The 15,020-nt window shown below is 54.8% G+C and carries 10 protein-coding genes; 7 read left to right on the top strand and 3 right to left on the bottom strand.

What is annotated here, in order from left to right:
- Nucleotides 1-17: 17 nt before the first annotated feature.
- Complete coding sequence (locus tag C8275_RS06060) at nt 18-1,514, bottom strand: 2-isopropylmalate synthase (RefSeq protein WP_022385118.1); 1,497 nt, start codon at nt 1,512-1,514, stop codon at nt 18-20.
- 1,009 nt (nt 1,515-2,523) lie between these two features.
- Here C8275_RS06060 and C8275_RS06055 point away from each other — a divergent pair.
- From C8275_RS06055 to C8275_RS06030, 6 genes are read left to right on the top strand one after another with little or no spacing between them, the layout of a single operon-like run.
- Nucleotides 2,524-6,099, top strand: a complete 3,576-nt coding sequence (locus C8275_RS06055) for a SusC/RagA family TonB-linked outer membrane protein (RefSeq protein ID WP_234395714.1) — start codon at nt 2,524-2,526, stop codon at nt 6,097-6,099.
- 18 nt (nt 6,100-6,117) lie between these two features.
- Nucleotides 6,118-7,698 (top strand): RagB/SusD family nutrient uptake outer membrane protein, encoded by a 1,581-nt coding sequence (locus C8275_RS06050; RefSeq protein WP_106484487.1) that lies wholly within the window; start codon nt 6,118-6,120, stop codon nt 7,696-7,698.
- Nucleotides 7,699-7,716: 18 nt separating this feature from the next.
- Complete coding sequence (locus tag C8275_RS06045; protein ID WP_106484486.1) at nt 7,717-8,625, top strand: hypothetical protein; 909 nt, start codon at nt 7,717-7,719, stop codon at nt 8,623-8,625.
- Between the two features lie 14 nt (nt 8,626-8,639).
- Nucleotides 8,640-9,329, top strand: coding sequence for a fibrobacter succinogenes major paralogous domain-containing protein (locus C8275_RS06040; RefSeq protein WP_106484485.1), 690 nt, complete (start codon nt 8,640-8,642; stop codon nt 9,327-9,329).
- Nucleotides 9,330-9,337: 8 nt separating this feature from the next.
- Nucleotides 9,338-10,423: a TlpA disulfide reductase family protein gene (locus C8275_RS06035; RefSeq protein ID WP_106484484.1), complete on the top strand. Its 1,086-nt coding sequence runs from the start codon at nt 9,338-9,340 to the stop codon at nt 10,421-10,423.
- Between the two features lie 30 nt (nt 10,424-10,453).
- Nucleotides 10,454-11,560, top strand: a complete 1,107-nt coding sequence (locus C8275_RS06030; RefSeq protein WP_106484483.1) for a TlpA disulfide reductase family protein — start codon at nt 10,454-10,456, stop codon at nt 11,558-11,560.
- Nucleotides 11,561-11,667: 107 nt separating this feature from the next.
- On the opposite strand, the gene C8275_RS06025 is transcribed toward C8275_RS06030, so the two are convergent.
- Together C8275_RS06025 and C8275_RS06020 are read right to left on the bottom strand one after the other, a co-directional pair.
- Nucleotides 11,668-12,813 (bottom strand): FecR family protein, encoded by a 1,146-nt coding sequence (locus C8275_RS06025; RefSeq protein ID WP_106484482.1) that lies wholly within the window; start codon nt 12,811-12,813, stop codon nt 11,668-11,670.
- Between the two features lie 51 nt (nt 12,814-12,864).
- Complete coding sequence (locus C8275_RS06020) at nt 12,865-13,338, bottom strand: RNA polymerase sigma-70 factor (RefSeq protein WP_157948193.1); 474 nt, start codon at nt 13,336-13,338, stop codon at nt 12,865-12,867.
- Nucleotides 13,339-13,667: 329 nt separating this feature from the next.
- On the opposite strand from C8275_RS06020, the gene C8275_RS06015 reads away from it, so the two are divergent.
- Nucleotides 13,668-14,993, top strand: coding sequence for an NAD(P)/FAD-dependent oxidoreductase (locus C8275_RS06015; RefSeq protein WP_106484480.1), 1,326 nt, complete (start codon nt 13,668-13,670; stop codon nt 14,991-14,993).
- Nucleotides 14,994-15,020: the final 27 nt, after the last annotated feature.

Here is a 15,020-nt window from a genome sequence, read left to right as displayed (position 1 = left end):
TCCGGTTCTTGAAAATCCTAGTGTTTGAACTTGTTGATACAGTCGATGTAAGCCTCTACCGAAGCCGCCACGATGTCGGTGTTCGCACCGAAGCCGTAGTAGACGTGTCCGTCATACTCCACCTGCATGTGCACCTTGCCCACATCGTCGCTGCCCTTGCTGATAGCCTGGATGGTGAACTCCTTCAGCACCATCTGGCGATCGATGATTTTCTTCAGTGCACGGATAGCGGCATCTACCGGACCGTTGCCCGTAGCGGCAGCTTCAAACTTCTCTCCGGAGATGTTTACCCCGAGGCTTGCCACGGAGCGTACCCCCACACCACTGGTCACCTGAAGGTATTCCAACTTGATGCGGTGGTTCTCCGAACGGTCAGCCCCTGCCAGCATGAGCACATCGTCGTCGTTGATTTCCTTCTTCTTGTCCGCCAGCTTCAGGAAGGCGTCATACACTTTGTCGAGCTTCTCTGGTGCCAGCTCCACGCCCATCACCTGCAGACGGTGTTTCAAGGCAGCACGTCCGCTGCGGGCGGTGAGCACGATGGCATTGTCGTCGATGCCCACATCCTTGGGGTCGATAATCTCGTAGGTCTGCACGTTCTTCAGCACACCGTCCTGGTGGATGCCCGACGAGTGTGCGAAGGCGTTGCGTCCGACAATCGCCTTGTTGGGCTGCACGGGCATGTTCATCAGGCTGGAGACCATGCGGCTCGTGGGGTATATCTTCTGGGTGTTGATGTTGGTCTCGATGTCGATGTCCTTGTGGCACTTCACAATCATGGCAATCTCCTCGAGCGAAGTGTTTCCGGCACGCTCGCCGATACCGTTGATGGTCACCTCCACCTGACGTGCCCCGTTAAGCACACCGCTGATGGTGTTGGCAGTCGCCATGCCGAGGTCGTTGTGACAGTGGGTGGAGAGGATGGCGCGGTCGATGCCGTCGACATGCTCCATGAGGTACTTGATCTTTTCACCATACTCGCCCGGCAGACAGTAACCCGTCGTGTCGGGGATGTTGACCACCGTAGCACCTGCCTTGATGACCGCCTCCACCACCCGGGCGAGGTATTCGTTCTCCGTCCGTCCGGCATCCTCGGCATAGAACTCCACATCGTCGACAAAACGACGTGCATACTTCACGGCAGCCACCGCACGCTCGATGATTTCTTCCCGGTTGGAGTTGAACTTGTAACGGATGTGTGAGTCGGACGTGCCGATGCCGGTGTGGATACGTTTGCGCTTGGCGTACTTCAGCGCCTCGGCAGCCACGTCGATGTCCTTCTCCACCGCACGCGTCAGTGCACAGATGGTGGGCCAGGTCACTGCCTTGGATATTTCCACCACTGAATTGAAGTCACCGGGACTGGAGATGGGGAATCCTGCCTCGATGATATCCACTCCCAGTGCTTCCAACTGGCGAGCCACCTGAATCTTTTCCACGGTGTTCAACTGACAGCCGGGCACCTGTTCACCATCGCGAAGGGTGGTATCGAAAATAAAAAGTCTGTCACTCATAGTGTATTTGTTTTTTTAAGTTTCGCACAGCTCACAAAATCAAAAAGCCTTTCGCACCCGGAAGTGAGAAAGGCTTTCATGTATCTTCATCGTCATACACGATTCTAAGCGCAACACCCACTTCCGCCGACCTTCGCCAGTAGAATAATGGAAATGTTCAGACCTAGAATATGCAGACTGTTCTGTATCATACTTTTTTTTGTTTTACGGATGCAAAAGTAACGGTTTATTTGATATATCAAAAATAATATGTTACTTTTTTATCGCATTTTCTTTAATTCTGTCAGAACGTATTGTTTTTTCACCAACATTCCCTTCCCTTCTGACAAAATGTCAAACGAATCGCTCCACAGAGAGCCTGCTCGCACCAAAATACGATTGGGTGGATTCCGAGGCCCTTCTCGGGTGATTCGCAAAATACACCTTGCTACCGATTCACCGGAAAAGCTATCCTGATAGGGCATTCAGAGGGCATCCGGCTTCCACGCGAACATCCCCTGCTCCCAATCCAACACATTTTATTACCTTCCAATTTGTTGACACGGCACTCCTTCTGGAGAGTGAAACCCGGTGTTTTTGCGTTTCATTTTCCAAAGATTTGACTTCCGGGCACGAAACAATAGAGTTTGGCAGGTGAAACTATATTGTTTGACGCCTCAAACTATATTGTTTGGCGCGCGAAACAATATTGTTCCGGGCACGTTTTGTCCATATTCCGGAAATGAAATGTATAGTTTTCTAAAATCAAAGGCTTTTTCCGTGCGTTTCGTTTGCAATCATTCACGTTTCGTCTCCAGCTTATCGGATTTTTGAAAAGTACGCGTTAGCAGAAAAGGACGATTGAACAAAATCTGTCAAGCGGAAGGAGGAAAATGGTTGCTTTTTGACAAAGGCAAGCGACAGGCTGTCCTTCCGCAAAAAAAGATTCGGGGAGAGGGTATCCATTTGCCCGTACGGAGTGTTTTATGAGTAAATATCCGAGAATTTTTAATCTTTAAACGCTACCGATATGCAATTAATTTTTAGAAAGAGGAGGAAACGGCTACACGTCCGTCTGCTGACGTGGGTCTGCCTCATCCTGTTCCAGGCAGCAGCCTACGGACAGTCTCTCGACCAGGGGAATCCCATCACCTATTCTTGTAAAGACGAAAACCTGGCTGATGCCCTCCGTCAGCTGGAACGCCTGTCGGACTTCTACCGTCTGCAATTCACGTATGAGGATGTGGCAGACTACCGGACCAGCCTTACGCTGAACAAAGTCACCATGAGCGAAGCGCTGCAGGCAGCCCTGCAAGGGACAGAGCTGAAATTCGGTGTGGAGGGACGGTTTATCCAGGTATACCGGAAGCAACCGCCCAAGGCGGGACAGGAGAACGCCGTGAGCGGTACGGTCGTCGATGAGACGGGTACGCCCATGGTGGGAGTTGCCATCCGCAGACAGGGTAGCAAGGACGGGGTTGTCACCGACCTCGACGGGCACTTCACCCTGCCGCTTTCCACAGGACAAGCCATCCTGGAAGCGACGTTCATCGGCAAAAAGACCGTGACGCGCAAGGTGCGCCGGGGCGAAGAGGTGAAACTGGTCCTGGAGGATGACTCCCAACTGATGGACGAAGTGGTCGTCACCGGATACCAACAGCTGGACCGCCGCCACCTGACCAGCGCGGTGACTTCCGTCAAGATGGACGACATACGGGTGCTCGGTACCAGCAACCTGTCGCAAATGCTGGAAGGGAAGATTCCGGACATGATTGTCAGCACCAACAGCAGCGACATCAATGCCACTCCCCGGCTGCGCATCCGGGGCACGTCGACCATCATCGGAAATCGGGAACCGCTGTGGGTGGTCGACGGCATCATCGTGACAGACCCGGTGGAACTCTCGCCCGACGTACTCAACGACCCGGACTATGTGAACCGTATCGGTAATGCCATCTCGGGCATCAACCCGCAGGACATCGAACGCCTCGACGTGCTGAAGGATGCCGCTGCCACGGCACTCTATGGAACGAAAGCCGCCAACGGCGTCATCGTCATCACAACCAAGAAAGGACGGGTAGGAAAGCCGACAGTGTCCTACAGCGGACAGGCGACCTTCCGCCGTCGCCCCTACTACAGCGACCCACACATCGACCTGATGGACTCCAGGGAGCGCATCGGGTTCTCGCAACACCTCGTCGACATCCACTACGACTATCCGTCGAACATGCCTCTCGTCGGCTATGAGGCAGCCCTGAAGAAACTCTACAACAGGAACTACACGGAAGAGGAGTTCCAAGCTGAGGTGGCACGCCTGCAGACGATGAACACCGACTGGTTTGACATCCTGACACACAACTCCTTCTCACAGAACCACAACGTGAGCATCTCCGGCGGCTCCAACAACATCCGCTACTACGGCTCGGTGGGATATACCGACGAGGATGATGTCGTGAAGGGAACGACCAACCGACGCTATACGGGCAACATCAAGCTGAACATGGTGCTCAGCCCCAAGTTTCAGGCAGAGTTCAGCCTGAGCGGATACCAGAACGACAAGAAGTATCCCCAGACGAGCCTCAACCCCATCGATTATGCCTACAACACCAGCCGCGCCATCCCGGCATACAACGAGGATGGCTCGTACGCCTTCTACAAGAAGCCTGCAAGCGACACCAGCTACCTGAACTTCAACATCCTGAACGAGCTGGCCAACAGCGGACAGAGCCAGAGCACCAACGGACTGACCACCACACTGAACCTGCGCTACGACATGACCGACTGGGCATTCATCAACGCCATCCTGTCCGGAACGACCACACGCGCCGGTCTGGAAGGCTACTGGGGCGAACGCTCGTTCCACGTGGCAGCCTTACGCAAGTGTGAGTATGGAGAAGTGCCGCCCAAAGACCGGAGCGAACTGCCCTACGGCGGCGAGCTGAGCACACAATCCACCTCCAACAAGAGTTACACCGCCCGTCTGCAAGGCAACATCAGCAAGGCACTCGGCGACGAGGGACAACACTACCTGAACATCGCCCTGGGAGCTGAGGCACAGTCCTCCCACTACAACTCCTACTCCCGTACGGAACGGGGTTACTATCCCGACCGTGGACGCAGCTTCGTGGAGGACCTCACGACGGACTATACCGAGTACAACGCCTGGCTGCTCGCGAACCATCCGACCCTCACCGATACCCGGACGAACCTGGTGGCTGCCTATGCGACTGCATCCTACAGTTTCCGCAACTATTTTACCCTGAACGCCAATGCACGGTACGACGGCTCCAACCAGTTCGGCAGCCGGAGCAACGAGAAGCTGCTCCCGGTATGGTCCGTGTCCGGCATGGTCGACCTGAGCGAAGTCTTCCCCCTGAAGAAAGTGTGGGACCAGATAGACGGACTCACTTTCAAAGCTTCCTACGGTGAACAGGGAAACATGCTCAACGGGCAAAGCCCCGAACCCATCCTGAAGAAAGGTTCCATGAACTCCTATTACAACGAACTGACCTCGACCATCTCCACCTTTGCCAACCCCGACCTGCGGTGGGAAAAGACGCGCACAGTCAACCTCTCGCTCGAAGGCTCCTTCTTCCGGAACCGCGTACAGCTGCAATTCGAGTATTACCACAAGCGTACGGACGACGCTTTCATGAACAAGGTGATTTCCGATGTCAACGGCTTTGACTCCTACGTCATCAACTCCGGCACGATGGTGAACCGCGGCTACAACTTCAACGCGACCTTCGTCCCCGTCCGTACCCCGTCATTCAACTGGGTGCTGTCGGGCTCCCTCTCCCACGTGACCAATGAGATGCTGACGGCTCCGGGCTCCCAAGCCTATACGCTGGATTCGTTCCTCTCCGGAGAAGCTGTCGTCAAGGGGTATGCCATCGGAACCTTCTGGTCTTACCGCTTTCTGGGACTGAATCCCCTGAACGGAGGTCCGTTGTTCGATGACGGAGAAGAGCGCATCAGCGAGCTGGAAACCATGTCGCCCTATGAGACCTATACGACCATCCTGGAACCCTCCGGTCCACGCGAGCCGACGGTCACCGGCAGCATCAACAACACCTTCACCTACAAAGCCTGGAGGCTGAACATCGGGCTGTATTACAGCATGGGTGCCAAGACTCGCCTGTTCCGTGTGTTCGACAACTATGTCAACGGCTACTCGTCGGAAAAGAACATGAACCGCGTCCTGCTGTCCGCCTGGCAGAAACCCGGCGACGAAGCGTACACGCAGATTCCCGCCGTCATGGGCAAGGCATCCAACGGCTACTACGACTACTGGCGTCACTGGAGCTCGCTGTATTCCGGCGCCCGGTTCCATGAAGTGCTCTGGGACATGTATGACTACTCCAATGCCCGTGTGGCAAGCGGCAACTACCTGAAAGTGCAAAGCCTCTCGCTGACCTACGAACTGCCCAAACGTATCCTTGATGCCTGGAAGATGCAGCGCGTCGCCCTGACACTGGAGGCTACCAACCTCTACACCTTCTGCGACAGCCGACTGAAAGGACAGACACCGACCCAGGGCGGTTTCAGCGAAGTGCAGCTCACCGACACCCCGACCTACACGCTGGGACTCAACATCAACTTCTAACTTCTAATGACTGACCTTATGAAACACTATATCTGTTGCCTCCTGGCTCTCCTGAGCTGTGGCACGTTCTCCGACTGCTCCGACTTCCTGGAGGAACAGTCGCAAGACAAATATTACATTTCTTCCCATGCAGACCTGGACGAGCTGCTCATCGGCGACTGCTACCTCCGGACCAAAGCGTCCCAACCCCTCGCCTCGTCGCCCGACATCGGCTACTTCCTGCCATATATCTGTGACGAAATCGAAGAGCAGAACGGCACCTTCACACAGACGTTCGACGACCATGAATCCATCTTCGGCTACTTCACCTGGCAGGACCGTGTGGGTGCGACGGAAGACGATTCCGGCTTCAAGCAGGAGAATGGTACGTGGAAAGAGACCTACCGCCTTATCAACGTAGCCAATAACATCATCAACGAAGTACCCAAGATTCCCCAGGCAACCGCACAGGAGAAAGCCGGCGCTCTCCGCGTCAACGGCGAAGCACACTTCCTGCGTGCCTTGTACTACTTCTGGCTCGTCAACCTCTACGCCAAGCCATACCAACCCTCTTCCGCCCGAACGGACTTGGGAGTCCCCATCAAGATATTCCCTGAAGTGAAGGACCAACGCTTCCGCCGCAATACCGTGCAGGAAGTCTACGACCAGATACTTGCCGACCTGCAGGTGGCTGAAAGCAGCCTGAGCCAGTCGGAACCCCGCAAGACCATCTACCGGGCAGACAGCACGGCGGTCAACCTGTTGCTGAGCCGTGTCTACCTCTACATGCAACGGTGGGAAGATGCCAGCCGCTACGCCGACAAAGTCCTCCGGGCGCCCCACACCCAGCTGGAGAACCTGAATACAACCGAAGAAGCCTTCCTGCGTAAAGACAATCCGGAAGTCCTCTTCTCCATGGGCGGCTCGGACGTGACCTGCACCATGTGCAACAGCTGGAAGAGCTTCCGCGTGTCGCAAGACCTCTACCAAACGTATGCCGACGAAGACCTGCGCAAGACGCAGTGGTGGTGGACGTATGAAGACTTCGTGGGTGACATCAAACCGAAAATGCCCTACAAGGCAACCGTTGAAACGACAAGTCAGGAATACTACTATTACGGCTACAACTGGGCTTCAAAGGGAGCCTTGGCAGAAGTGTCCGACCGCTTCCTGTTCCGCACCGCCGAAGCTTATCTGAACAAGGCGGAAGCAGAAGCTTACCTGGGACACGACGGCATCGCCCGGGACATCATCAACCGGTTGCGCATGAACCGTTACAAGACAGGCTGCGACTACCAGCTGACAGAGAGTGGCAACAAGCTGATTGAAGCCATCCGCGACGAACGCCGCCGGGAACTGGCACTGGAGGGGCATCGCTGGTTCGACTTACGCCGCTATGCCGTGTGCGCCGTGCATCCCCAATCGAAAGAAATCGTGCATGAATACACACTGTTCGAGAGCCGCAACTCCACCACCATGACAGAACGGCGACGCTATGTGCTGAAGGCGAATGATCCCGCCTACACCCTGCCTATCCCCAACGAGGTGCTGGAGTTCAACACCGGCATGCAGAACAACGAACATCCCCGTCGTGACTACACACTCATCCCTATCCATTAACCCTAGAAGACCATCCGTATGAAACCATATACCTTCTACCTGGCCGGTCTGCTGACCTTGGGAGCACTGGCCTCCTGCAGCGATGACGACGTTCTCTCCGGAGAGACCGACCCCCGCAGCTCCTACTTTATGCCCGATGAGCAAGACACCAGCGCCGAAGCCGAACTCCGCAGGCAGTTCTTTGCCAAGGAGGGGAGCTACCTGCTCTTCAACGACACCCTGCGCTACGAACCGTTGGGCGTCGACCGCTACGGAGAGACGCAATACCTCCTCGAAAAGCTTGACCTGGACTATGTCATCGGCGGTGTGCGTTCCTCCAAGAAGTATCACTTCGTGTTCCTGAGCACCGACCGTGAAAAGCAGGATGCAGTCAAGTTCCTGCAAGCCTATGTACTTCCCCACCTCAGCACCCGGCTACGTCCCTACTCCTGGTTTGTCCTGAAGACACTGACCGAGGATTTCTGGGACACCCTGACCGACCTGAAGACCTTTGCCGGAGAAAGAGCGACCGCCATTGCCGTGGGAGACATCTCAACCGCCACGGACGAAGACAAGCTGTCCCTGTCCCGGGAAATCATGACAACCGTCGTGGGCAACATCCTCTCGGGCGTCGACAAGCCCATGGCTCCGTTCTATGAACCGGGCAACGGGCTCTACGGAAATTACTTCGACTACGAAACCGACGAGGACAATATGGAGACCCTTTTGCAACACGGTTTCCTCGTACGTGGAATCAGCATCTGGAGCAATGCCGAAGCCAACGGGATTTATCCCAAGCAGGTACAAGACGTGACTTCTTACGTCCAGCTCTGCCTGAGTTCTACCCCCGAAGATGTGCACCGGCAGTATGCCGACTATCCTTTGGTCCTGCAAAAGTTCGAGATTATCAACGCACTCATTTATCAATTGGGATACATCCCTGAATAATTTATCGACCGATTATGAAACTACTACAAATCAGTTGTCTCTGCCTGACCGTTCTGCTTGCAGCCTGTCAGGACGACAAGGAAGAATACCTGCCGAATGTAAAGCCTGAGACTTCCGGTACTTTCGTGGACCCTCGGGACCAGTATGAATATCACTGGGTACGCTTCAACGGACTCGATTGGACCGTAGAGAATGCACACTATGATACCGGGGAAGGCTCCTGCTTCATCTATCCGGAGACTCACGGAAGCTCGGTAACCTACTCGGAAGCCAACCTCCCCAAGTACGGTTACCTGTACACCTTCGAAGGAGCTAAAGAAGCTGTTCCGAAAGGATGGCGCCTCCCGACGGATGAAGACTGGAACCGCCTGGAGGCAGCCCTGAACTCCTCCTCCGATGAACTCCAGCAATACGGTTGGAGAGGCGCAGCCGGACTCGTCATGCAACAGGATGAGGCCGGCAGTGGACTCAACCTCCTCATGGGCGGCTACTACAACACCTATTTCGATGCCAACGGAGATGGCGCGAACTACCGCCATATGGGCAGCTTCGGCTATTTCTGGAGTCAGACGAAGGATGCCAGCAAGGCGGGCGAATACTACTTCTACCGCAAAATCATGTACAACCGTCCACAAGTTTACCGAGAAAGTATCAATATCCAGAATTACTACCTGAGCGTCCGTTTCGTGCGCGACGCACAATAAAGACAATCATGAACAAAAGAATCCATGCAGGCTTGCTGGGCGGACTGCTGAGTCTCTCCGTCCTTCAGGCTCAAGAAAAGACATTCGTGGTAGAGGGCAACATCACAAATCTGCCCGACGGGGTGGAAGTATCCATTCTTACTGGAGAGACAATGCCCAGCAAGACTCTTGCCACAACCACGGCAAAGGACGGACATTTCCGCCTGACGGGTACCATCAACCGTCCCCAGCTGTGCACGCTCATCACCAACAACCTGAAACAGATAGAGCGACGAGGATGGAGCAACGACTCCATCCAGTGGAGCTACACCTCCTTCTTCCTGACTGCCCCGGAACAGCAGGTCCGAGCGGAACGCTATCCGTATGCCGGTGAGAAGAACTACGACTTCACGTTTGACATCGTGGGCGGAAAGCCACAAGCCGACTTCACAGCGTACCAGCGCTTGCTGGCTAACTACCGTCCGGAGGAAGAAGAACAGGCACAATGGGAGTTCATCCGTACGAACCCGACCTCGCTAATCGCCGTCTACCTGGCCAACCAACTGCTGGAACGGGGATATAAGCTCACTACGGAACAGGTGGATTACCTGGCTGCACACATCCGTGTTCCGGAAGCACCAGAACGGATGAGAGAGTTCAACGAAAAGCTGCAATATGCCCGGCATACCACCCGGGGTGCAACATTGGTCAATCTGGACCTGACCGACCTGCAAGGCAAGACGACGACTCTGAAAGACATTCTCCCCAAGGGGAAATGGGTCATCGTGGATTTCTGGGCATCATGGTGCGGCATGTGTCTGGCTGCCATGCCCGAGCTACAGGCTGTGGAGCGACAGTATGCCGACCGGGGATTGACCGTCCTCGCCGTCTCCTGTGACGAAAAAGAGGCAGCATGGCGCAATGCAGTTGCCAAAAAGCACATGCCCTGGCAACAGTACCGCCTCACCAAACAGGGATTCGATGACTTCTTCCACAAGTATCAGGTCGGGAACGGCGTGCCCTACCTGCTCTTCATCGCCCCCGACGGAAAGGTGGTACAGGCAGCCTCCAACCCGCAGGACATCGAACGCCTGCTCAGCGAGTACATCCACTAAACTCAGAACAGACTCTTATCACATAAACTTATGAGAAATAAAAAGTTATTAGGCGCAGCAGCCTGCATCGGACTGCTGACCTGGACAGGGTGCCAATCGTCCAAAGGATACATCCTTGAAGGCACCGTAGACAATGCCGCCGACGGCGACACCGTAGAACTGATTTACTTTGATGGCATGCAACCACAAGTTCAGCAAACCACATTCGTCGAGGAAGGGAAGTTCGTACTGGAAGGAAAACAGGATACGGCTGCCATGCGCTACCTGTCCTATCGTCCGATAAAGGGAGAAGGCACGTCCGTGGAACTCGTGTTGGAAAATGCCCGACTCAGCGTCCATCTTACTCCGGGCACCTACCAATATGACATCAAGGGGTCTCCTGCCAATGAACGGTGGGCAGCCTTCCACAACGAAGACGAACAGCTCTGCGGACAATCCATGGACATCTACCATGCCTTGCAAGACTCGACACTGACACCTGACAAACGTGCCGAACTGGAACAGCAGGACCGGGACCTGTCCGCCAGGATTGAAAAGCTACGCATCGACTTCGCACGGAAGGAGATTCAGACAGTAGCCGGTGCCTATACGCTGCAAATGTTCGGCGACCGCTTCCCGGATACCACATTCGTGAACCTCATCGGTCAAGTTCCACCCATGTACATGACGGCGGAGCTGCAAGGTATCAAGGAACAATATGAACGGATGCAACGCACCGCCATCGGACAGCCATTCACCGACTTCACCCTACAGACTTCCAATGGAGAGAAGCTCTCTCTTGCCGATGTCGTAAAGGCACACAAAGTAACCATGATTGACTTCTGGGCAAGCTGGTGCGGACCGTGCCGGGCAGAGATGCCTCACGTAAAAACAGCCTATGAGAAGTTCCACAACCAAGGCTTTGAAATCGTAGGAGTCTCATTGGACGACAATGCCGAGGCTTGGAAGAAAGCCATTGACCAACTCAAACTGTCCTGGCCGCAAATGTCTGACCTGAAAGGTTGGGACTGTGAAGGCGCCCGGCTCTACGGAGTCAGTGCCATCCCTGCCACCGTACTTATCAAGGACGGCAAGATTGTAGCCCGTGACCTGCGGGGCGACAGTCTGATGACCCTCCTTCCCACACTTCTGAAATAAGCAACAGTTCTGAAGCTCTATATAAACAAGACACCCACACATCGGGCAAACCTTCCGGCAAACCTCCTGTGCGGGTGTCTTGTTGTATCTGACTGATAAGAGAGCCGTCACTCGACCACCAGGTTCACTCCCTCCTTCCGGACCTTGAATTTGCGCAAGCGGTTCAGATAGTCGACCAGCTGCTCCACCTCCTCGTTGCGCGAAGCGCTGAAGTGTACCCGGTAATCCAGGTATGACGCATTGCGGAACACGACACCCAGGTTGTACCAGCGTCCGACCTCACGCAAGATGGTCTTGAGAGGCGCATCATCAAAATAGAAGAAGCCTTGCACCCACTGAGTCACTGCAAACGTGTCAACCGCATGCACATCGACCACCTGACCGGCTTCGTTCCAGCAAGCCTCCTGTCCGGGTTGCAGACGCGCCACAGCCTCATCCGTTCCGGGCTGCATCACTTCCACACTACCTTTGACCAGCGACACATGTGCCTCCTCGTCCCGGTAATTCCGGAAGTTGAATTCCGTACCCAGCACACGCACCTTCAGGCGGTCCGTCTCCACATAGAACGGCGCACGTTTATCGTGTGCCACCTTGAAGAAGGCCTCTCCGTGCAAGACTACCCGACGCTCCTTCTCCGTGAATGCTGACGGGAATTCGATGGTACTCTCGGCATTCAGCCATACCTCCGAACCATCGGGAAGAATCACCTTAAAGTCCATTCCCCGGGGAGTGGACAACTTCTGCAAGGTCACAGGTTGCACCCGAAGCCATCCTGCTGCTCCGGCTTCTTCCTTCGGCTGCTCTACATCGACTGACGACGCCAGTCGGTACGACAGCGAGTCGTGTCCCGTCAGGTCCACCACTCCGTCTGCATCGTGCAAGACCACTTGTTGGGGCGTCTGCTCATGCTGCATGGCAATCACCTCATGCACAGCCTGCAAGCGAGGTTCTACCCAGGCATCATAGACCATCATACCCATCCACATTGCCGCCGCTCCAGCCAGCGCAGCCACCCATATCTGCCACGTGCGTTTCCCGACTTTCGGACGAACCGGCTGTCTCTCGCTCCGGAACTGTTGCCAGGCAGCCTCAGCATCCGGACGGGGACGCGTATGCCTGTCGTGAGCCATGCGAGCCCACACCACGCTACGGGCATCCTCCTCTGTCAACTGACGCTCCGCCTCATCTGAGCCGTTTCCGACAGGCTGTATTGTCAGTCTGCCTGCCTGTTCCTTTTTATCGTCTGTATCCATACTAATCAGATTTATCTATAAAACACCCCATTCACCGGAAGAGACACCCGGTCAGTCTGTCTTTTTCTTATTAAAAACAGCTCTTAACATTGCAAAAGCTTTGTTCATGTGCTTGTGAACCGCGCTGACACTGATGTTCAGTTCATCGCCCACCTCCTTGTATTTCCGACCTTCGAAGTAGCACTGTTCAAAGATGAAACGGGTCTGACTGGTAAAGCTGTCCATAACCCGGTCAATCTCCCGCAGCCGTGCTTCCCTCTCAGCCTCATCCTCATCCATGGCTTCCACTTTCATAGCCAGAAAATAATCCTGATACTTACCTTCTATGACCTTATGGCGCAGGTGGTTCATACAACGATTCCGTACACTCCGAAACAGGTAAGCGTCCAAGTTCTCATTGCGCAACCGTTCATAGTGCACCCACAATTCGCCGAATACATCACTCACCACATCACGCGCCACTTCGGCATCTTCGACCCAATCGCACGCCGTGTAGTAGAGTCTGTCGTAATTCTTCCTGAACAAGGCCTCAAACTCTTGTTCGAAAGTATGTCTATCGTTTGATTTGTCCCGCATCGATCAAGATTAAAGAAGGTTATAAGTTAAGGGAGCAACAAATATACGTATTTACTGCAACCGACCTGCATCCGATGCCCTGAAAAACAACCCGTCCCTTCATTTTCTTCCATTTGCCCCTTGAACTCCCTCCTCGACGGTATACTATCCCATGGACGGACCAGAGCGCAACAAGGGATACACCAGTCTGTCTGAAGGGACTGTTAAATCTGTCGAAATTCAGCGGATATTCCGTCGTTTTTGCCGTAACTTCGCTGCGCAATCATAACCAACCGACTATGAGTTTAAACATTGAACGAACCGACCGCAAACGTGTGGTCATTGTAGGTGGCGGCTTCGGCGGTCTGAAGCTTGCCAATGAGTTGCATAACTCCGGGTTCCAGGTAATCCTGATTGACCGCAACAACTACCACCAGTTCCCTCCCCTGATTTACCAGGTGGCGGCATCGGGACTGGAACCCAGCTCCATCGCGTTCCCCTTCCGTAAGCTTTTCAAACGAAACAAGGATATCTACTTCCGCCTGGCGGAAGCAAGGGTCATCTGGCCCGAAAAGAAGCTGTTGCAGACTTCCATCGGCAAGGTGGAATATGACTACCTAGTGCTGGCAGCCGGCGCTACATCCAACTTCTTCGGCAACCAGGCCGTGGAACGGGAAGCCATCCCAATGAAGACACTCTCCGAGGCCATGGGCCTGCGCAATGCCTTGTTGGGCAACTTCGAACGGAGCATCACCTGCGCAACGGCTGAAGAACGTCGGGAACTGCGCACCATCGTGATTGTGGGAGGCGGTGCCACCGGTGTGGAGATTGCCGGTGCACTGGCGGAAATGAAGCGTTACATCTTCCCGAAGGATTATCCGGAGATGGACATGAGCGAGGTGCGCGTCATCCTGATTGAAGCAGGCAGCCGTCTGCTGGCAGCCATGTCGTCGGTGTCATCGGAGAAAGCCCGGAAGTTCTTGGAACAGATGGGTGTGGAGGTGAGGGTGAACACCCGCGTGCTGGACTACAAGGACTACCGCGTGTGCCTCGAAGGCGGAGAGTCCATCCCGAGCCGTACGTTCATCTGGGTCAGCGGAATCCAGGCAAACATCGTGGAGAACATGCCTGCCGACTGTCTCGGCAGAGGAAGACGAATCAAGGTTGACGCGTTCAACCGGGTGGAAGGCATGGACGACGTGTTCTGCATCGGCGACCAGGCACTCATGACAGCCGACACCCGCTATCCCAACGGACATCCGCAGCTGGCACAAGTCGCCATCCAGCAAGGACGTCTGTTGGCACGCAACCTGAAACGGCTGGCTAAAGGTGAACCAATGCAACCGTTCGCCTACCGGAATCTGGGCACCATGGCGACCGTCGGACGAAACAAAGCCGTGGTGGAGCTGGGAGCGATGAAGTTCCAGGGATGGTTCGCCTGGGTGCTCTGGCTGGTCGTGCATCTGCGTTCCATCCTGGGCGTGCGCAACAAGATGAACGTGCTGCTCAACTGGATGTGGAACTACTTCACCTACGAGCACTCGTTACGCTCCATCATCTATGCCAAGAAGGCGAAAGTGGTCATCGACCGTGAACAACGGGAAGCCACCGTACACCTGAAATAGGAAACAAAGGGGACAAGCAGACGAGGC

The organism is Bacteroides sp. Marseille-P3684, from assembly GCF_900291465.1.
In the GTDB taxonomy this organism is placed as follows: Bacteria; Bacteroidota; Bacteroidia; order Bacteroidales; family Bacteroidaceae; genus Phocaeicola_A.
Note: the sequence above shows the minus strand (reverse complement) of the source record. Positions and strands in the feature narration are given on the sequence as shown.

What these genes read in the sequence shown, in the direction of transcription:
- C8275_RS06060 (WP_022385118.1), bottom strand. Translation starts at nt 1,514, where the DNA reads ATGAGTGACAGACTTTTTATTTTCGATACCACCCTTCGCGATGGTGAA.
- C8275_RS06055 (WP_234395714.1), top strand. Translation starts at nt 2,524, where the DNA reads ATGCAATTAATTTTTAGAAAGAGGAGGAAACGGCTACACGTCCGTCTG.
- C8275_RS06050 (WP_106484487.1), top strand. Translation starts at nt 6,118, where the DNA reads ATGAAACACTATATCTGTTGCCTCCTGGCTCTCCTGAGCTGTGGCACG.
- C8275_RS06045 (WP_106484486.1), top strand. Translation starts at nt 7,717, where the DNA reads ATGAAACCATATACCTTCTACCTGGCCGGTCTGCTGACCTTGGGAGCA.
- C8275_RS06040 (WP_106484485.1), top strand. Translation starts at nt 8,640, where the DNA reads ATGAAACTACTACAAATCAGTTGTCTCTGCCTGACCGTTCTGCTTGCA.
- C8275_RS06035 (WP_106484484.1), top strand. Translation starts at nt 9,338, where the DNA reads ATGAACAAAAGAATCCATGCAGGCTTGCTGGGCGGACTGCTGAGTCTC.
- C8275_RS06030 (WP_106484483.1), top strand. Translation starts at nt 10,454, where the DNA reads ATGAGAAATAAAAAGTTATTAGGCGCAGCAGCCTGCATCGGACTGCTG.
- C8275_RS06025 (WP_106484482.1), bottom strand. Translation starts at nt 12,813, where the DNA reads ATGGATACAGACGATAAAAAGGAACAGGCAGGCAGACTGACAATACAG.
- C8275_RS06015 (WP_106484480.1), top strand. Translation starts at nt 13,668, where the DNA reads ATGAGTTTAAACATTGAACGAACCGACCGCAAACGTGTGGTCATTGTA.